This is a genomic window from Streptomyces sp. NPDC003035 (genome assembly GCF_042888285.1).
Taxonomy (GTDB): Bacteria; Actinomycetota; Actinomycetes; order Streptomycetales; family Streptomycetaceae; genus Streptomyces.
In genome coordinates this window covers 301,977-320,827 of sequence record NZ_JBIAPJ010000001.1, presented here as the reverse complement: position 1 = coordinate 320,827, position 18,851 = coordinate 301,977, and the positions used below count along the sequence as shown (strand labels likewise).

General features: G+C 74.2%; 15 protein-coding genes and 1 pseudogene. 6 read left to right on the top strand and 10 right to left on the bottom strand.

Annotation, left to right across the window (positions count from 1 at the left end; genetic code table 11):
* Window positions 1–87 precede the first annotated feature (87 nt).
* Complete coding sequence (locus ACFYV5_RS01375; protein WP_389164999.1) at window positions 88–1,290, bottom strand: MFS transporter; 1,203 nt, start codon at window positions 1,288–1,290, stop codon at window positions 88–90.
* 90 nt (window positions 1,291–1,380) lie between these two features.
* Here ACFYV5_RS01375 and treY point away from each other — a divergent pair, with 90 nt between their 5' ends.
* Window positions 1,381–3,753: a malto-oligosyltrehalose synthase gene (treY, locus tag ACFYV5_RS01370; RefSeq protein WP_355106496.1), complete on the top strand. Its 2,373-nt coding sequence runs from the start codon at window positions 1,381–1,383 to the stop codon at window positions 3,751–3,753.
* On the opposite strand, the gene ACFYV5_RS01365 is transcribed toward treY, so the two are convergent.
* The 5 genes from ACFYV5_RS01365 to ACFYV5_RS01345 all read right to left on the bottom strand — a co-directional run bounded on the left by ACFYV5_RS01365 (window position 3,710) and on the right by ACFYV5_RS01345 (window position 9,880).
* A complete protein-coding gene (locus ACFYV5_RS01365; protein WP_355106494.1) occupies window positions 3,710–4,777 on the bottom strand; it encodes a cytochrome P450 in 1,068 nt (355 codons plus the stop codon). The two genes, treY and ACFYV5_RS01365, sit on opposite strands and share 44 nt — an antisense overlap.
* 302 nt (window positions 4,778–5,079) lie before the next feature.
* Entirely contained in the window at window positions 5,080–7,356 is a 2,277-nt protein-coding gene (locus ACFYV5_RS01360; protein ID WP_389162937.1) for an MMPL family transporter, read from the bottom strand.
* 108 nt (window positions 7,357–7,464) lie between these two features.
* Complete coding sequence (locus tag ACFYV5_RS01355; RefSeq protein ID WP_355106490.1) at window positions 7,465–8,013, bottom strand: DUF1707 and FHA domain-containing protein; 549 nt, start codon at window positions 8,011–8,013, stop codon at window positions 7,465–7,467.
* 68 nt (window positions 8,014–8,081) lie between these two features.
* The gene (locus tag ACFYV5_RS01350; protein WP_389162933.1) at window positions 8,082–8,756 is read right to left on the bottom strand and encodes a response regulator; all 675 of its coding nucleotides are present in this window, start codon (window positions 8,754–8,756) and stop codon (window positions 8,082–8,084) included.
* Window positions 8,753–9,880, bottom strand: coding sequence for a sensor histidine kinase (locus ACFYV5_RS01345; RefSeq protein ID WP_389162930.1), 1,128 nt, complete (start codon window positions 9,878–9,880; stop codon window positions 8,753–8,755). Before ACFYV5_RS01345 ends, ACFYV5_RS01350 begins: the two co-directional genes overlap by 4 nt.
* A gap of 211 nt (window positions 9,881–10,091) precedes the next feature.
* On the opposite strand from ACFYV5_RS01345, the gene ACFYV5_RS01340 reads away from it, so the two are divergent.
* The gene (locus ACFYV5_RS01340) at window positions 10,092–10,463 is read left to right on the top strand and encodes a DUF6223 family protein (RefSeq protein WP_389162928.1); all 372 of its coding nucleotides are present in this window, start codon (window positions 10,092–10,094) and stop codon (window positions 10,461–10,463) included.
* Window positions 10,464–10,500: 37 nt separating this feature from the next.
* Here the strand turns inward: ACFYV5_RS01340 and ACFYV5_RS01335 are convergent, their stop codons facing one another.
* Entirely contained in the window at window positions 10,501–11,334 is an 834-nt protein-coding gene (locus tag ACFYV5_RS01335; protein WP_389162926.1) for a helix-turn-helix domain-containing protein, read from the bottom strand.
* A 133-nt stretch (window positions 11,335–11,467) separates the two neighbouring features.
* Between ACFYV5_RS01335 and ACFYV5_RS01330 the strand changes: the two genes are divergently transcribed.
* The 4 genes and pseudogenes from ACFYV5_RS01330 to ACFYV5_RS01315 all read left to right on the top strand — a co-directional run bounded on the left by ACFYV5_RS01330 (window position 11,468) and on the right by ACFYV5_RS01315 (window position 15,732).
* Window positions 11,468–12,214, top strand: a complete 747-nt coding sequence (locus ACFYV5_RS01330; protein ID WP_389162924.1) for an NADPH-dependent F420 reductase — start codon at window positions 11,468–11,470, stop codon at window positions 12,212–12,214.
* Between the two features lie 73 nt (window positions 12,215–12,287).
* Window positions 12,288–12,937 (top strand): annotated as a pseudogene (locus ACFYV5_RS01325) (GNAT family N-acetyltransferase); the annotation flags it as partial.
* A gap of 63 nt (window positions 12,938–13,000) precedes the next feature.
* Window positions 13,001–14,752: a malto-oligosyltrehalose trehalohydrolase gene (gene treZ, locus ACFYV5_RS01320; protein ID WP_389162922.1), complete on the top strand. Its 1,752-nt coding sequence runs from the start codon at window positions 13,001–13,003 to the stop codon at window positions 14,750–14,752.
* A gap of 164 nt (window positions 14,753–14,916) precedes the next feature.
* Complete coding sequence (locus tag ACFYV5_RS01315; protein WP_355106476.1) at window positions 14,917–15,732, top strand: hypothetical protein; 816 nt, start codon at window positions 14,917–14,919, stop codon at window positions 15,730–15,732.
* 27 nt (window positions 15,733–15,759) lie between these two features.
* Here ACFYV5_RS01315 and ACFYV5_RS01310 read toward each other — a convergent pair whose 3' ends face one another.
* From ACFYV5_RS01310 to ACFYV5_RS01300, 3 genes are read right to left on the bottom strand one after another with little or no spacing between them, the layout of a single operon-like run.
* A complete protein-coding gene (locus ACFYV5_RS01310; protein WP_389162919.1) occupies window positions 15,760–16,893 on the bottom strand; it encodes an aminopeptidase P family protein in 1,134 nt (377 codons plus the stop codon).
* A 39-nt stretch (window positions 16,894–16,932) separates the two neighbouring features.
* A complete protein-coding gene (locus ACFYV5_RS01305; RefSeq protein WP_389162916.1) occupies window positions 16,933–17,892 on the bottom strand; it encodes a hypothetical protein in 960 nt (319 codons plus the stop codon).
* Window positions 17,893–17,938: 46 nt separating this feature from the next.
* The gene (locus ACFYV5_RS01300; RefSeq protein WP_389162913.1) at window positions 17,939–18,811 is read right to left on the bottom strand and encodes a LysR family transcriptional regulator; all 873 of its coding nucleotides are present in this window, start codon (window positions 18,809–18,811) and stop codon (window positions 17,939–17,941) included.
* Window positions 18,812–18,851: the final 40 nt, after the last annotated feature.

The window sequence follows — 18,851 nt, the reverse complement described above, 5'->3', positions numbered from 1 at the left end:
TCGCCCCGGCGGGGGGCAGGGCCACGGAGGTGGCGGGGCGCACCGGTCCGGTGGGGCACAGGGGCACGGCATGCGAGGCGTCGGCGGTCAGGGAGTGGGGAGCAGAGGCCGTTGGGGGGCTCGGGTGCGGGTTGTCCAGGAGAGGGCCGCGCAGAGGACCGCCGCCGCCACCGCCACCGCGAACGCCGCCGGCGCCCCATACCCGTCCGCCAGCCGGCCCGACAGGGCGAGCGCGAGCGCCTGCCCGCCGACGATCCCGCTGGTCAGAAACGCCATGGACTCGGCGAGCCGGGACGCCGGCACGATCCGCTCCGTGAGGCCGAAGACGGTGATCAGATGGGGCGCGTACGCGGCGCCGAGCACGATGACGACCCCGTACAGCCCCACCAGCGAGTCGACGAACACCAGCGGCAGGGAGAGGACCACGAGCGCGGCGGTGGCGGCCCGCCAGCGCGTCGGCAGCCCGATCCGCGCCGGCACCGCGGCCATGGACAGCCCGACGGCGGCGCTCATCACCCCCATCGCGGCGTAGACGAGCCCCGCCTGGGCGGGCACCCCCAGCTTCTCGGTGAGCGCGGTGATCCCGGCCTGCGAGGCCCCGAACATGGCGCCCTGGAGCACCATCGTGATCCGCAGGGCGTACGCGGACCTCGGCAGCCGCCCCCGTTCGGCGGCAGCCGTACGGGTGGTGGTGGGCCGGGCCGCCCCGGCGGACGGGTGCAGGGCGAACGCCGTGCCGCAGGTGGCCAGGAGCCCCGCGGCCAGCAACAGGGCGGCGGCCGGGTGGGCGAGCGCGGCGGCGAGGCCCACGAGGGCCGGGCCGAGGACGAACGAGACCTCGTCGAGCGTGCCCTCGAAGGAGAGCACCGTCCCCACCACCCTGTCGTCCCCGCCCGAGCGCCGGGCGAGGGCGACCGAGCGGGTCCGGGCGAGCGGCCCGACCTGGGGGACGGTCGCTCCGGCGAGCGCCCCGAGGACCATCAGCCAGCCGGTCGCCGCGTGCGCGAGCGCCGCGAGGACGAGCGCCGTGACGGCCACCGCGTTGGCCAGGGACGCCACGAGGACCACGCCGCGCTGTCCGCGCCGGTCGGCGAGCCGGCCGATGACCGGTCCCGCGACGGTCTGCCCCGCCGCGAGCGCCCCTCCCGCGAGTCCCGCCGTCGTCAGGGATCCGCTCGTCTCGGCGACCAGGAGCAGGCTGCCGAGCTGGCACATGGCGGTGGGCAGCCGCCCCAGGAAGGAGACGACCGGCAGCACCGGTCCGAGCAGCGACAGGGTGTCGCGATACATGCGAAGCATCGGCCGAACGTAACGCGATGCACACGAACGGACGCATGAGGCGATGACACAGAAGCCTCCATGCCGGGTACGTACGTTCGCATGACGTCCTCGTTCACCGCCCCGACGGTCCCCACCGCCACCTATCGGCTCCAACTCCAGCCGGAGTTCCCCTTCTCCGCCGCCGAGCGGGCGGTCCCGTATCTCGCCGGCCTCGGGGTGTCCCACCTCCACCTCTCCCCCGTCCTGGAGGCCGTGCCCGGCTCCACCCACGGCTACGACGTGACCGACCACCGCACGATCCGGCGGGAGCTGGGCGGTGAGGAGGGGCTGCGGGCACTCGCCGCGACCGCCCGGTCGCACGGTCTCGGCCTGGTCGTGGACCTGGTGCCCAATCACATGGCGATGTCGCCCGTGCACAACCACGCGCTGCGCGCCGTCCTCCGTGACGGCCCGGACTCGCCGTACGCCCGCTGGTTCGACATCGACTGGGAGGCGGGCGACGGCCGGATCCTGCTGCCCGTGCTGCCGGCGCGGCTGCCGGAGGTACGGGAGCGGATGCGGGTCTCCGACGGCGCGCTGCGTCTGGACGGGCAGGACTTCCCACTCCGCGCGGGCACCGAGGGGCTGCCCCTGCCCGAGCTGCTCGACGCCCAGTGGTACCGGCCGGCCTGGTGGCGGCTGGCCCGGACCGAGCTCAACTACCGCCGGTTCTTCACCATCTCGGACCTGATCGGGGTGCGCGTCGAGGACCCCGAGGTGTTCGACGCGACCCACGGCAAGATCGTGGAGCTGGTACGGGACGGGGTGATCGACGGTCTTCGGATCGACCATCCCGACGGGCTCGCCGACCCGGAGGGCTATCTGGAGCGGCTGCACGCGGCGACGGGCGGGCGGTGCTGGACGGTGGTGGAGAAGATCCTCACCGGTACGGAGCCGCTGCCGCCGACCTGGCCCGTGGCGGGGACCACCGGTTACGACGCCCTGCGGTACGTGGACGGTGTCTTCGTGGACGCCGTCGGGGCCGACGAGCTCCTGGACGTGTACCGGCAGTTCGTCGGGCGGGCCGGGGACCGGGGCGGCATCTGGGAGGCGACGGCCCGCCGCGCCGCGTACAAGGTCGTGACGCACGAACTGGCCGCGGAGACCGCCGCCCTCACCCGGATCGCCGGGCGGATCTGCGCCGCCGACCCGGAGCTGCGCGACCACGCGCCCTGGGCGCTGCGGACGGCGATCAGCGAACTCCTGGTCCGTGTCCCGGTCTACCGCACCTACCGGACCGGCGGCGAGGCGGTCCTCACCCCGGACGCGGCCCGTGGGGCGAAGGCGGCCTTCGCCGTGCCGGAGGAGGCCGCGGCCGTCGACACCGTGCGGGACCTGGCGCTGGGGCGGCTCGGGGACGGCCCCGAACACCAGGCGTTCCGGGCGCGGTTCGCACAGACGTCCTCCGCGCTGCGCGCCAAGTCCGTGGAGGACACCGCCTTCTACCGCTACACACCGCTCCTGTCGGCGAACGAGGTCGGCGGCGACCCCGGCAGGCCCGCCGTCGCGCCCGAGGAATTCCACGCGTACTGCCTGCGGCTGGCCCGGGACTGGCCGGCCACCGGGACGGTGCTGTCCACGCATGACACCAAGCGCAGCGCGGACGTGCGGGCGGGGATCGCGGTCCTCTCCCAGTGCCCGGCGGTCTGGGCGGCGTTGCTGGAGGAGGTGGCCGGGGTGCCGGCGCCGGATCCGCATCTGGCGTGGACGGCGTGGCAGACCGCGTTCGGCTTCGGCACGCCGGATGCGGACCGGCTCGGTCCGGCGGTGCTGAAGTCCGTACGGGAGGCGGGACTGCACACCAGCTGGACCGAGCCCGATCCGGTGTACGAGCGGGCCGTGGCCGAGTTCGTGGCGGCCGGGCCCGGCCGGATTCCGCTGCGGGCGGCGTCCGAGGCGGCGTTCGCCCTGGAGCCGCACATCCGGGCGCAGATGCTGGGGGCGGCGCTCGTCCAGCTGACGATGCCGGGTGTGCCCGAGCTCTACCAGGGGACGGAGCGGGAGTACCGGGCGCTGGTCGACCCGGACAACCGGCAGCCGTTCACGATCGGGGCGGACGACGACAAGACGGCGGTGGTCCGGGCGGCGCTGCGGCTGCGCCGGCGGCATCCGGAACTCTTCGGCGCGGCGGGGGGCTACATGCCGCTCGTCGCCGCCGGGGCGGCGGCGCCGCACTGTCTGGCCTTCGCCCGCGGCGAAGGCGCCTCGGCGGAGGTGGTCACGGCCGTGACCCGGCTCCCGCTGCGCCTCGCGGAGGCGGGCGGCTGGCAGGACACGGAGCTGACGCTGCCGCCGGGTCCGTGGTTCGATCTCCTGGACGACGTACGGGAGATCACGGGCGGCGCCGTGAAGCTCGCCGAGCTCTTCGACGAGCGACCGGTGGCGCTGCTCAGCCGCCGGGACGTACGGGAAGGCTCCGCGGGGCGCGGGTGATGAGCCCGGACGGCTCGGGCCGGAAGCCGTCGGCGAGCCGGAGCCGGGGCATGGCGTGGAGCAGCGCCCGCAGGGCGTACTCGGCCTCGAGCCCCGCGAGGAGTACGGCGGGGCAGGCGCCGCTGCCGTAGGTGAGCTGGCCCGGGTCGTCGCGCAGGGGGTCGTAGCGGTCGGGTGCGCGGAACCGTTCGGGGTCGCGGCTCGCGGCCCCGATCAGCAGGGCGACGGACTCCCCCGCCGGGATCGTGCCGCCGCTGACCCGCACCTCGGCGGCGGTGCGCCGGACGGCGATCTGCACGGGCGGGTCGCGGCGCAGCGATTCGGTCCAGGCGCGGGCGATCTGTCCGGGCGGTGCGTCGCGGAGGGCCGCCGCGCGGTCCGGGTCGACGAGCACGTTGGCGAGGAAGGAGGCGAGGGCCTTCTCCCGTACGGAGATCTGGCCGGTGCACTGGCCGGCGAGCGCGGAGGCGGCGCGGCCGCGGACCAGGCGCATCATGTCCCGGTAGGGCACGCCGACTGCGGCGGCGACGGTGCCGGCGGGCAGCCAGTGGCAGAAGTCGGCGACCAGGTCGGCGCGGGGGCGTTCGGCGATGCGGCGGGCGAGGACGAAGGCGGTGCGGGCGGTGACGCTCCGGAGCTCGGCCTCGTCGACGTCGGCGTGCGTCTGCGCGCAGGGCGGGTCGCCGGGGCGGTGGCCGTGGGTGAAGCGGGCGTCGGTGAGGGCGGTGGCGACGTCGGCGTACCGGCTGAGCACCCAGGCGCGCAGCAGCGGGTCGTAGGTGAGCGGGAACTCCTCGCGCAGGACCCGGTGGACGCGGTGCGGGTCCCGGGCGGCGCCGGGGTCGAGCGGGCTGGGCGCGACGGTCCGGCTCGGTGACCGCTCGGCGACGGCGGGCCCGTCGGACCGGACCCGCCCGGCGCCGGTGCCGCCCGGGACCCACGTTCGCGGGGGCGCCGCGGGCTGCATGGGAGGCAGGGCCGCCCAGCCGTCCCGTCGTATGCCCGCGTTCGACTCGTCGCTCATCGCGCCCCCTGTCGGTCCACCGTGAGTGCGTCTCCCCACCCCACCACCGGGCGAGGACCACCGCAGCCCTCATACCGCCGAACGGGTGAACCTGCCGCGGGGGCGGCGCTGCTCCCAGAGTCACCGCATCGCGGTCTCGCGGGGCGAGCACCGGCCGCAGCGGCCGACCGGCAGGCCCGAGCGCCGCGGCCAGGGCCATGCGGCCCACGACGGACGCCCGTGACCAGTCGCGGCGGCCGGAGTCGCGCCCCCTCCGCTCGTCGGTGCGTGCCGTTCCGGCTCCCCGGCGGCAGTCTGCGGGCTCAGGCCAGGGCCTTGTCCCCGGCCACCGCTCCCGACCGGGCCCCCGGGGCCGGCGCCCCGGTCGGGTGGCGCGGCCACCAGGCGCGCTCGCCCAGGAGGGCCATCGCCGAGGGGAGGATCACCGCGCGCAGCACGATCGCGTCGAAGAGGACGGCGACCGTCAGGCCCACCGCGATCTGCTTCATCTCGATGCGGTCGATGAACAGGAAGCTGACGAAGACCGACACCATGATCACCGCCGCGCTCGTCACCACGCTCGCCGAACCGGCGATCCCGTCGACCACCGCCTGCCGCGTCGGCACCCCGCGCCCCACAGCCTCCCGGATCCGGCTGACGACGAAGATCTGGTAGTCCGTGGAGAGCCCCACCAGGATCGCGAACACCATCAGCGGCGTACGGGATCCGACGAAGCCCAGCGACTCGAAGCCGAGCAGCCCCTCCGCCCAGGTCCCCTGGAAGACCAGGGTGAGCACACCCCAGGCCACCAGCACCGCCGCCAGGTTGAGCAGCGTGCCGAGGGCCGCCATCACGACCGAGCGGAACGCCGCGTACATGATCGCCATCGTGGCGAGGGCGACGAACGCGATCACCCAGGGCAACCGCTGCTCCTGATGCGCCGCGTAGTCGGCGCCCGCCGCGATCTCCCCGGACACGGCCCACCGCAGCCCCGGCACACCCTCGACGGCCGCGGGCAGCAGCTGCCCGCGGAGTTTCTCCAGGGAGCGGCTCGCCTCGGCCGAGTTCGCGGCGTACGGAACGGGCAGGGCCAGCAGCGCCGTGCGCCCGTCCCCGGCCGTCCGCAGCACCGGCGCCCGGTCCTGGGCGAAGAGCGTGTCGCCGCGCGTGGCCTCGGCCAGCCGCGCCAGCGGAGCAGCCGGGTCCGCACCCCGTACGAGGACGAGATGCGCGGGCCCCTCCGAGGGGAAGGCGGCCACGAGCCGGTCGTACGCGGCGACGGCCGGGACGCTGTCCGGGAAGGTCTCCTTGCCCTCGGTGCCGAGCTTCATGCCGAGCGCGGGCGCGGCCAGCGCGACGGTGGCGACGAGACCGGCGATCAGGGCGACCAGCGGTCGGCGTACGACGGGCCGCAGCAACCTGGCCCACAGACGCCCCTCGCCGCCCGAGCGGCGTCGGCGGGCGAGCCGGCCGCCGTCCATCCGGTGGCCCAGCGTGGCCAGCAGGGCGGGCAGTACGGTCAGCGAACCGCCGACCGCCACCAGCGTGACGAGGATCGCCCCGGTGGCGATCGAGGAGAAGATCACGTCCCCGACGAGGTACAGACCGGCGAGGGAGAGGGCGACGGCGAGGCCGGAGTCGACCACGGCCCGTCCCGAGGTCGCGGCGGCCAGTTCGACGGCGCGGGCGTGGGAGATCGTGCCGCCCGAGCGCTCGCGCTCCTCCCGGGCCCGCTTGAGGTAGAAGAGCGAGTAGTCGACACCGACGGCCATGCCCATCATGAAGATCACGCTGAGCGCCGCGCCGCCCGCGTCCGGGAACACCCAGGAGGCGAGCCCGTACAGGCCGACCGCGCCGGCGAAGGAGAAGAGGGCGAGCAGGACGGGGACACCGGCGGCGAGGATCGCGCCGAAGACGACGAAGAGGATGAGGAAGGTGACCGGGAGACTGATCAGCTCGGTCCGCTGGAGCTCCTGGCCCTGCTTGTCGTTGACGGCGACGGAGATCGAGGCGCTGCCCGTCTGCTCGATCCGCAGACCCGGATGGGCCCGCTGGACGGCGGCGGTCTGCGCGAGGAGGGCGTCGACGTCCTTCTTCGCGGTCTCCCGGTCCCCGCGCAGGGTGACCGCGATCCGCAGCGCCTCGCCGTCGCGGGCGGCGACCGGCTCGCCGACCGACTCGACGGCGGGCAGGCCGTCCATCCGCCGGCGGACCTCACCGGCGGCGGCCGCGAGGTCCTTCCCGGCTGGTTCCTCCACGCCGGGTTCCTCCGCGGCGCGTTCCTGTCCGGCGACCGCACGTTCCTCCCCGGCCGCGCGTTCCTTCGCACCCGCCCGGCCGCCGCGCTCGATCAGCACCTGCTCGACGGGCGGCGGCGTCAGCCCGCTGTCGGAGGCCAGGGCCTCGGCCCGCCCGGCCTCACCGATCCAGAAGTCGGCGAAGGAGCCCTTGTTGGTGCCCACGGCCGCCCCCGCGCCGACGCACAGGGCGAGGAGGAGCACCCAGCCGGCGATGGCCTTCCAAGGGTGCGTGGCACACCATCGCGCCGTTCGGACCGTGACCGGGACTCTGCCCGGGGACTGCTGACCCGTTGTTCTCATGCCGGTCAGCCTCCCGTCGGAGGCGGTACGCGGTCACTGGTGGACTCCGGTGTACGGGTGGGGGGTTAGCCCCACCCGTAGGGGAAGTCCCTGAGCGGGCCCGGTCGCTCAGCGGACCGAGAGCCGGAACGACATCTGCCCGAAGGCGACCATGTCGCCCGCCCGCACGGCGACGGCGCCCGTGACCCGGCGCCCGTTGACGCTCGTGCCGTTGGTCGAGCCGAGGTCGCGCAGGACCCACAGGCCGCCCTGGAGGGAGAGTTCCGCGTGCAGCCGGGAGACCGTCTCGTGGCTGAGCCGCAGTCCGTTCGCCGGGTCGCGGCCGATCCGCAGGGGGTACGGACCCGGTTCGGGCAGCAGCAGCTTCGGCAGCCGCTCGGCCTGCCAGGCGCGACCGACCCTGGCCGTGAACGCGGACATCTTCTCGACCGCCCCCACCACCCGCCGCGTCCAGCCGGACTCGGTCTGCAGATCGGCGGTGAGGAGGGCCAGTTCGTCGGGCCGGCGTGCGGTGAGCGCGCGCTCCATCCGGAACAGGAAGGTGTCGTGCGAGAGCCTGCCCTGCGCGGCACCCTCACGGAGCAGCACCAGCGCACGGTCCCGCTCGGCGTCGGAGAGCCGAGCGGAGTGCGTGGGGAACTCGAAAGGCGTCGTCACACCGTGATTGTCGGGCCGAGGGGCCCGAAGTGTCCAGAACAAGGCCCGTGGTGGCCCCGGAGGGCGCGTCAGGAGCCGCGCGGGGCCACCAGGCCGGATTCGTAGGCGAGGACCACGAGCTGCGCGCGGTCGCGGGCGTGGAGCTTGGCCATGGCCCGGTTGATGTGGGTCTTCGCGGTCATGGGGGTGATCACCATGCGCCCCGCGATCTCGTCGTTGGACAGGCCGTGCGCGACGAGGACGACGGCCTCGCGTTCACGGTCGGTCAGCTCGGCCAGCGCCGTGCCGGTGCCGGCCCCGGTGCCGGTGTCGCGCGGCCGGGAGACGTACCGGTCGATCAGCTTGCGGGTGATCGAGGGAGCGAGCAGGGCGTCGCCGCGCGCGGCGACGCGTACGGCGTGCAGGAAGTCCTCCGGCACGATGTCCTTGACGAGGAATCCGGCCGCGCCGGCGCGCAGCGCGTCGTAGACGTATTCGTCCAGGCCGTAGTTGGTGAGGACGACGACGTGTACCCCGGCCAGGGCCGGGTCCGCGGCGATCTGCCAGGTCGCCTCGATGCCGTCCATGACCGGCATCTGGATGTCGACGAGGGCGATGTCGGGCAGGTGCCTGCGGGCGAGCTCCAGGCCCTGCTTCCCGTCGGCGGCCTCGGCCACCACCTCGATGTCGTCCTCCAGGTCGAGGAGCGCGCGGAACCCGCTGCGGATGAGCGGCTGGTCGTCGACGAGCAGGACACGGATCACGACGTTCGCTCCACGGGAAGTTCGGCCCGGACGGTGAAGCCCCGATCGTCGCGCGGTTCCGCCCGCAGACGACCACCGAGGGCGGTGACGCGCTCGCGCATCCCGAGCAGCCCGACGCCGGGCGTCGGCGCGGAGCCCGCGGTTGCCGTGCCGTCGTCGTCGACCTGTACGGCGAGGACGTCCGGCCGGTAGTCGATGTGGACGGACGCGGTCGTGGCGGCGGCGTGCCGGGCGATGTTGGTCAGGGACTCCTGCACGATCCGGTAGGCGGTCCGGTCCACGGCCGCCGGCACGTCGTGCGGGCGGCCCGCTATCGTCAGCGTCGCCTCCAGGCCGGTCGTCCGGGCGCGTTCCACCAGTTCGGGGATGTGGTCGAGCCCGTGCGGCGGTGTGGTGTCGTCGTCGCGCAACGCTTCCAGCGTCGCGCGCAGTTCCCGGGTCGCCTCACGCGCGGCCTCCTGGATCGCCAGCAGGGCCTGCGGCACCTCTTCGCCGCGCTTGCGCGCCACATGGACGGCGGCCTCGGCCTGCACCTTGACGACCGAGATCTGGTGGGTGAGCGAATCGTGCAGCTCCCGCGCGATGTGCAGCCGCTCCTCGTCGGCGCGGCGGCGGGCCGTCTCCTCCCGGGTGCGCTCGGCCTCGTCCGCCCGCCGCTCGGCCTGCCGCAGCGCCTCCCCCGCGGCGCCGGCCGCGATCAGCCAGGCCAGCTCGAGCGCGCCGCGCGCCTGCGCGAACGCCTCACCGGTGTCGTGCAGGCCCGAGGCGAGGGCCGCGAGGGGGAGAGCGGCCAGCATGGCCACGCTCGCCACCACGGTGACGGTGCGGTGGCCGGCCCGTACGGCCGCGTACACCGCGAACAGGTAGGCGACGACGGGGACATCGAGACCGGCCGCCTGGTACCCCACGGCGCACAGCCCGGTGACGACCAGGACGGGAACCGGAGCGCGGCGGCGCGCGGCCAGCGCCAGGCCGCCGGCCGCCAGCAGCGAGAGGCCGAGCAGGTCGAGGCCCGTGCCGGAGGGGTGCCCGGACACGCCGGTGACCAACAGCGTCGCCGCCACACCGACGGCGATCACCCAGTCTCCGACCCCGGCCGGGACTTTGTACCGTCCTCTGCTCATGCGCGCACCCTAGCCGGGGTGTCCGCGCGGGCGAGTCCTGCCCACGGAGGAGCGGACGGCTACCGCGTTCGCGGTAGGTGCGCGGCTTCTGCGGCGTCCGCGGTACGCGAAGTGTCCGCGTCCGGGGGACGACCGGCGGTGGGTCCGGCGGACAAGCTCGGGGTGTCCCTCGGAGCAGCAGAAGTACCAGAAGCAGCAGAAGGAGCACCCCATGTCAGTCGGATTCCTGCTCGCGGCACCGGCCGTCGCGGCCGATGTCACCACCATGAGCGCCGGACGGCTCGGGGCCACCACGGCCGCGCTGGTCGCGCTGGCCGGCGTGGTCGTCGGCGGGCTGGCCCTGGCCCGCTCCACCGGCCGTATCGGCAGAGGCCCGGGGCGGGGCGGCAGTGTCACAGCCCTGGTGACGGGGCTGTTCGGCATCGTGCTCGGTGCGGTGGTCGTGACCACGTCCGACGGCGGCCTCGGCACCGGCAACGGGCTGGGCGGGGGCGTGGTGGCCCTGGTGGTGGGGCTGGTCGGCGTGGCCATCGGCGCTCTGGGCATGGCCCGTTCCCGCCGCACCGCCCGACCGGCCGGCTGACGGGCTCACGGGCTCACGGGCTCACGGGCTCACGGGCTCACGGGCTTCCGAGGGTGCGCAGCGCCCTCTCGGAGGCCGAGCCCGGCTCGGCGGCGAACAGGTCGAGGCCGCAGCACACGGGCGCGTCGGGCAGCGAGACGCGCTCGCCGTGCAGGGTCAGTTCGCCGACGACCGGGTGGTGCAGTACGTACACCTGGGACCGGGCCCGCGCCACGGTGCGCTCAGCCCACATGCGCGCGAAGTCCTCGCTCAGCGCCCGCAATTGCTCGATGTGCGCCGCGAGCCCGGAGTCCCCGCGGTACCGCCCGAGCAGAACCCGCAGATGCGCCACGTGCTCCGCCGCCACCCGTTCCCAGCCCGCGCGGAACAGCTCGCGCGAGTGGGGCTCGGTGAACAGCAGGTGCGAGAGCGTGCGGCGGTCCTCCGGCAGCGCGGGGAAGTCGCCGAACACCGCGACGGCGAGCCGGTTCCAGCCCATGATCTGGGTGTGCCGACCCACCAGCAGCGCCGGCGTCATCACGAACGACTCCAGCAGGTGGCGGAGGCCGGCGGGAACATCCTCCGACGGGCCCGCGTCGTCGGCACATGGCACGGGACGCCGTGCGATCCGGCGCAGGTACGCCGATTCGTCCGCGTCCAGCCGCAGCGCGGCGCCGACCGCGTCCAGGACCTCGTCCGAGACGCTGTCACCCCTGCCCTGTTCCAGCCGCGTGTAGTGGGCGATGCTCACGCCCGCCAGCCGGGCCAACTCCTCGCGCCGCAGCCCCGCGACCCGCCGCACTCCGCCGTAGTCGCGCAAACCGACGTCCTCCGGGCGCAGCCGCGCACGGCGTGATGTGAGGAACTCTCTCAACTCGGTCCGGTCGTCCACACGACCACCCTACGACCGCGCCTCGCGGCGGGTGATCACGCCGTGAGTACGCAGAACACGGGCCTGGTCGGGCGGGCGCGGCGGTTCCAGGCTGTGTCGGGCGAGCCATCCACGCGTACCCAGAGGAGACGTCATGTCCCGCACACTCGGACTCATCGGAAGCGGAATGATCGGTTCTTCCGTTGCCCGCCTTGCCGTCGCCGCAGGCTTCGAGGTCGTCCTCAGCAACACACGGAGCCCTGAGAGCCTCGCCGGCCTCGTCGCCGACCTGGGCGGACGTGCCCGAGCGGCCACACCGGCGGAGGCGGCACGCGCCGGGGATCTGGTGGTGGCGGCCGTCCCGCTGAAGGCGTACGGACAGCTTCCGGCCGATGCCCTGGCCGGCAAGACGGTGCTGGACACGTCGAACTACTACCCCGAGCGGGACGGCCACCTCGCCGAACTGGACGCGGGAGCACTGACGTCGAGTGCTCTGATGCAGCGCCGGCTCGCGGGCTCCCGGGTCGTCAAGGCGTTCAACAACATCACCCCGCATCAGCTCCTCTCCCTCGCCCGGCCCACGGTCGCGCCGGACCGCAGCGCCCTGCCCGTCGCCGGCGACGACGCGGAGGCCAAGGCCGAGGCCACCGAGCTGTTGGACGCCCTCGGGTACGACGCGGTGGACATCGGCACGCTGGCCGACAGCTGGCGCAGCGAACCGAACACACCGGTGTACATCAGGCCCTACCTCGGCGACGTGCCGGCCATGAGCGTCGACGCCTTCCTCCGCTGGACGCTCGGAACACCCGGCATCGCCGTGTCCTCGGCGCAGGTCGGCGCGCTCGTCGAGACCGCGGTGCGCCTGCCGGCGGGCGAGGCCAGGCTTCCGAGCGACGACTGACCGCGGGCGCGAGCTGTGAGCGCGAGCGCGGAGACAGAGCCCGGACCGCACCGAGAAGATCACTGACGCTTTCAACTTCTTCGACCTCGACCCGGAACTGCCCGCCGAGGAGCGTGCCGAGATCGGGCTGCGTCTCCTGGAGACGGTGACCGCCGCGGTCGTACCGACGGGCACGGCACACGGGTCACCCGCGTCCCGTGCGGCCCGTGCGGCACTTCCGGAGTTCGGCCGGTTCCTGCCGCCGGACTGGCGCGAGGTGCCAGAGACCCGCGAGCGGTTGGAGACGCTCTTCGGCGTGGTCGAGCGCTCGGGCGCCCGTCCGCTGGTGGAGCGGCTCCGCCTGGAGTGGCGTCCCGGCACCCCGTACCCGAGCCGACGGGACGGCTGGAGTTCCGCCCCGTACGGGACCGTGAGGACCTCGTCGCGGAGGGCACGCTCGACGCGCGCGGCCGGGCCGACCTGGCCTCCGGTCGCACGGCGCGCGAGGCGGCGGAGAAGCACGACGACATCGGTGTACTCCCCGCCCACCGTGGCAAGGGATACATCGACGACATCCTGGCGGCGGGCACCCGCGTGCCGGCCGGTCAGCAGGTGCCGCGCATCCGCGCGGCGACCGACCTGGCCGATGTCCCGATGGCGAGGGCCTTCGCCCGCACGGGCTACATGACCTTCGAGCGGGCGATCACCTTCGTCCGGGACGCGCCGGGCGTGGCGGGTTCCTGACTGCCAGGATGGACGCCGTAGTCGCTGTCGTTGCGTGTGGTCCATCGACGAGGGGATCGACCGTTGCTGTTCGAGGTGTGGGCCCCGCAGGCCCGTGACCGGGTGACGCTGGAGCTGAACGGCACCGGGCACCCTCTGGAGCGGGACGCCGAGCGGGACGGCTGGTGGACGGGGGTCGTGGCGGCCGGTGACGGCGACCGCTACGGCTACGCGCTGGACGGCGGGCCCGTGCTGCCCGACCCCCGGTCCCGCCGCCAGCCGGACGGCCCGGACGGGCTCAGCGCGGTCGTCGACCACTCCGCGTACGTCTGGTTCAACGAGGCACCGCGGCTGCGGCTGCGCGCCGCGGTCCTGTACGAGCTGCACGTCGGGACCTTCACGCCCGACGGGACCCTGGACGCGGCCGCCGAGCGGCTCGGGGAGCTGGCCGGTCTCGGCATCACCCATGTGGAGCTGATGCCGCTGTGTCCTTTCCCGGGGACACGCGGCTGGGGGTACGACGGCGTCGCGCCGTGGGCGGTCCACGAGCCGTACGGCGGGCCGACGGCGCTGAAGCGGTTCGTCGACACGGCGCACGGGCTCGGCCTGGGCGTGGTCCTGGACGTGGTCCACAACCACCTCGGCCCGTCCGGGAACCATCTGCCCTCCTTCGGCCCGTACTTCACGGACACGCACCACACACCGTGGGGCGCCGCGGTGAACCTGGACGCGCCGGGCTCGGACGAGGTCCGCGCGTATCTGCTCGGCAGCGCCCTGGCCTGGCTGCAGGACTACCGGATCGACGGGCTCCGCCTCGACGCGGTGCACGCCCTCGCGGACACCCGGGCCCTGACGTTCCTGGAGGAGCTGTCGGAGGCGGTGGACGAGCTGGCGCGGGAGCAGGGCCGCCAGCACTTCCTGATCGCCGAGTCGGACCTCGCCGATCCACGGACCACCACACCGCGCGTCTCGGGCGGCCTCGGCATCCACGCCCAGTGGAACGACGACTTCCACCACGCCCTGCACACGGCGCTCACCGGCGAGTCCCAGGGCTACTACGTCGACTTCGCGCGCGCCCCGCTGGCCGCGCTCGCCAAGTCGCTGACCCATGTCTTCTTCCACGACGGTACGTACTCGAGCTTCCGGGGCCGCCGCCACGGCCGGCCGGTGGACCGGGTCCGCACCCCCGCGCACCGCTTCCTGGGCTATGCCCAGACGCACGACCAGATCGGCAACCGGGCGCTGGGCGACCGGCTCTCCGAGACCCTCTCCCCCGGGCTGCTCGCCTGCGCGGCGACGCTCGTCCTGACCGGGCCCTCGGTCCCCATGCTGTTCATGGGCGAGGAGTGGGGGGCGACCACGCCCTGGCAGTACTTCACCGACCACACGGACCCGGAGCTCGCGGAGGCGGTACGGCGGGGCAGGCGGCGGGAGTTCGCGGCGCACGGCTGGGCGGAGGAGGACATTCCCGATCCGCAGGACCCGGCCACCCGGGACCGTTCCGTCCTGGACCGTACGGAACGCGAACGCGCCCCGCACAACCGGCTGCTCGCCTGGCACCGCGAGCTGATCGCGCTGCGCCGCACCCTGCCGGACCTCACCGACCCGGACCTGGCCGCGGTCCGGGTCGCGTTCGACGAGGACGCGCGCTGGCTGGCGTTCCGGCGGGGCGTGCTGCGGATCGCGGTCAACCTGGGCAAGGAACCGGCGGAGATCCCGCTCGGCACGAACGGCCGCGACCGGGTCCTCGCCTCCTGGGAGCCGGTCGAGGCGCCGGGCGCGGACGGGCTGCTGCGGCTGCCGGCCGAGTGCGCGGTGGTCCTGACGGACGGGTGAGCCCGGCGGACGGGTGAGCCCGGCGGGCTGAGCGCTATGGGCTGAGCCCTGTGGGCCGATTGGATCATGGGCCTGCCTGTCTGCGGCGCGAGGCACCCGTCCCGTGGTGGGCTGTGGCGGGTGGGGGGCGTCCCCTACGTCGACCGCCGTACGGAGACTCGCGCATGACCACGCTCGTCACCATCGCCGCGATGGCCGTCGCCCTGGCCGTCGGCCTCGTCGCCAACCGCGTCCGCAGTCTCCGCACGGCGGACGAGCAGGAGGACTCCGAGGCGTCCGTCAGCGACCTCATCAGCCCGCTGGAGACCCTCGCCGTCCTGCTGGTCGCCTTCGTCATCGTCGTCGCGGCCGAGTCGTTCGGCGCGGCAGGCGAGGCCGTCGACACGGAGGCCCGGCGGGTCGACCAGCTCTACGAGGTGGCCGACTACGCACCCGAGCCGCAGCGGGAGCGGCTGCAGGCCGCCGCGGTCTGCTACGCGCGCGCCATCGAGACCGTCGAGTGGCCCTCGATGGCGGACGACGGCGGTGAGGCCTCGCCCCGGGCCTCCGTGTGGTCCACCGAGTTCCGTAAGTCCTTCAAGGACCTCGCCCACCGGGGCGACCCGACGTTCGACGCGCTGGTGGAGGCCGACGACGAACGGGCCCAGGCCCGCCACGCCCGGCTCGGCGAGGCGTCCCCCGCGATCCCCACCGTCGTCTACTGGTTCATGGTCGTGTCGCTCGCCGCCACGGTCGGCGCCTTCGCGTTCGGCCTGCCCCGCAAGCGCGGTCCGGCGCATCTGCTCCTGCTGTCCACCCTGGCGGTCTTGTTCACCGGCTCCCTGCTGCTGATCCAGGACATCGACCGGCCCTTCACCGGACAGATCCGCATCACGGGCGATGCCATGCGGGAGACGGCGCGGGACATCTCCGAGGACTTCACCACGGACCACCCGGCGGCCACGCTCCCCTGTGACCAGGGCGGTACGCGCACGACCTGACCACTCGACCGACCACTCCGCTGCCACCTACTCGACGATGGCCATCTCGCGCGGGGTGTTGTTGAACCGGCGGCCCGAGCCGTCCTCGTCCGCCGTCACGATGTCCTCGATGCGCACGCCGAAGCGGCCCGGCAGATAGACGCCCGGCTCGATGGAGAAGGACATGCCGGGGACGATCGGCCGCTCCTCGCCCTCGATCATGTACGGGGGTTCGTGCGTGGTGACCCCGATGCCGTGGCCGGTGCGGTGGATGAAGTACGCGCCGTAGCCGGCGTCCGTGATCACCTGGCGGGCCGCCCGGTCCACCTCCTGGCAGGCCACGCCCGGCCGGACCGCCTCGAAGCCGGCCTGCTGGGCCTCCCGCACCACGTCGTGGACGCGCCGCTCCTCGGTGGTCGGCTCGCCGACGTGGACGGTACGGGTGGTGTCGGAGCCGTATCCGTGCTTGAGCCCGCCGAAGTCGAGGACGACCATGTCGCCGCGCTCGATGACCCGCTCCCCCGCCTCGTGGTGGGGGTTGGCGCCGTTGGGCCCGGATCCGACGACGGTGAAGTCGACCTGGGAGTGGCCGGACCGCGTCAGCGCGGCGGCGAGGTCGGCCGCGACCTCGGTCTCCCTGCGGCCCGCGAAGCGGACGGTGAGGATCTCCCGGTATGCCTCGTCGGCGGCCGCGCCCGCGGCGGCGATCCGCTCCAGTTCGTGCGCGTCCTTGACTGCCCGCAGCATCGGCAGCGCCTCGGTGAGCGAGACGTACGAGGTGGAGGGCAGCTTCTTCTGCAGCCCGAGGAGGTGCATCGCCCAGGCGTTGTCGCTGACGCCGAAGCGCCCCCGGGTGTCGAGCAGAGGAGCCGTGACGTCGTACGGGTCCGTGCCGTCGGTCCAGTCCCGCAGGGTGAGCGCGGGGGCGCCCGGGGCCTTCTCGGCGTCCGGGGCCTCCAGCGTCGGTACGACGAGGACCGGCTCCCGGCCCGCCGCGACGACGAGGGCGGTGAGCCGTTCGGTGATCGCGGTCGGCTGATAGCCGGTCAGATACACCAGGTCGGGGCCGGGGGCGACGAGGATTCCGGCGAGTCCGGCGTCCGCCGCCGCCTCGGCGGCGCGGGCCATCCGGGCGCGGTAGTCCTCGGCGGTGAACGGAGCGGGTGCGGTCGATCGCGACATGGGGTCATCCTGCCGCCCACGGACGGCGGACGCGACCCGTCAGCGCGGGTCCGGACCCTGGGCGATGAGGCGTTCGAGCAGCTCGTGGAAGTCCTCGCCGACGACGATCCGCACATCTCCGCCGTCCCCGTCCCGGTCGCTGAGCTGGGTGAGCGTACCGCCGCGCCACCAGAAGACGTACGGGCTGATGGAGCCCGGCGTGTCCGCGTAGCCGGAGGCGGCGAAGGAGGCCATCGCGCCGAGCGCGGGGACGATCGTGGTGTCGCGGATCGGGTGGAAGGCGAGCTGGTGCCGGAACGGCATCGCCACCAGGGCCCCGTGCTCGCCGAGCGGCTGCCCGGTGACACGCCGTACGACCGTGTCCAGGTCGAGGACGCGGCTCGCCGTGTAGAAGGAGTCGCCGAGGAGCACCTCGAAGCACATGCCGTCGGCGTCCCGCACCGTCTCATGGCCCTCGACGGGCAGCCCGCGGAGATTGGCGAGCGCCCGGTCGCGCAGCTGGTCGAGGTCGCCGAGCGGTTCGAGGGCCTCGTCGGTGAGCATCATGACGCTCTCCGGCAGGTCGAGGGCGAGGATCTCGTACAGTCCGGGCGCGACGCTCCGGGCGTAGCCGAAGGTTCCCGGGTCGATGCCGTCGCCGCTGACCACGCGGGGGTAGAGCTGGGCGCGGATCTGCTCCGGCCGCAGGGTGTCGAGCGCGGAGGGGCCGTCCATGGTGCGCAGGACGAGGCCGACGTGCCGGCGGATGAGGCCGGGCCAGGCGCGCGGACCGCGCCGGTCGTTGTGGCAGACGGCGGCGAGGTTGCCGAGACCGAACTTGCGTCCGTCGGCGTCGCACACCAGGTCGGCGTAGACGGTGACTTCCAGGCCCAGTTCGGCGAAGGCCTCACGGACCCGGCTGCGGAAGAGGGCGGCCTCCCGCTCCGAGAAGTAGGAGAACTCCGCGTCCCTGGGCACCTCGTCGCCGTCCCGCTTGGGTCCTCGTCGGAACAACCCCACGTCCGTCCGCCTTCCGTCGCTTGAGGAACAGCCTAGGGGCGAGACGTCATACGCGCAGTCGGCGGACCAACTCCGCGGCGGAGGCCACCGGTTCCGCCCCGGTGTGAAGGAGTTCGGTGCGATGCGCGAGGCGGGGCGCGGTCAGGGGTACGGCGACGGCTCCCGCGATCGCGGAGGCGAGGGAGACCGGCAGCAGCGTCAGGCCGTGACCGGCGGCGGCCAGGGCGCCGAGGGTGCGGGTGTCGGTGCCCTCGTAGAGCAGGGCGGTACGGAAGCCATGGCCGGCCGGCCCGCCGTGCACGGCGCGCAGCCGGTCGAGCGGGAATCCGGCGTCGGGGGCGTCGAGCCAGCGCGCGTCGACGAGGTCCGCGAGGCGCAGCCCGGCGCGCCCGGCGAGCGGATGGCCGGCGGGCAGGACCACGGCGAGCGGCTCTTCGGCGACGCGCACGGCGGTGAGCGGGGCGACGTCGGGGAGCCGCAACGGGTCGCTGGGCGCGGCGAGTCCGTCGACCAGACCGAGATCGGCGGCTCCGGTCGCCACGGCGGCCGGCACCTCGTCGCGGGGCAGGGTGCGCAGGGTGACGCCGGAGGCGGGCAGGGCGGCGAGCGTCCGGGGCCGCAGGGCGAGCGGGGCGGCGGCGAGGGTCAGCGTCTCGCGGGGCTCGGCGGCGAACCGGGCGAGGTCGGCGCGGGCGGCGTCCAGGCGGAGCAGGAGGGACCCGGCGTGTTCGAGGAGACGCTCGCCGGCGGGGGTGGGGACGACGGGGCGGCGGCCGAGGAGCGGCAGGCCGAGGTCGTTCTCGAGGGCGGCGATGTGCTGGGAGACGGCGGACTGGGTGTAGCCGAGGGTGCGGGCGGCCTCGGAGAAGGAGGCGAGCCGGGCGACGGTGACGTACGTACGCAGGAGGTGCGGGTCCATGGCCATAAGTGTTCACGATGGAGAGTGCAGGAATCATCGT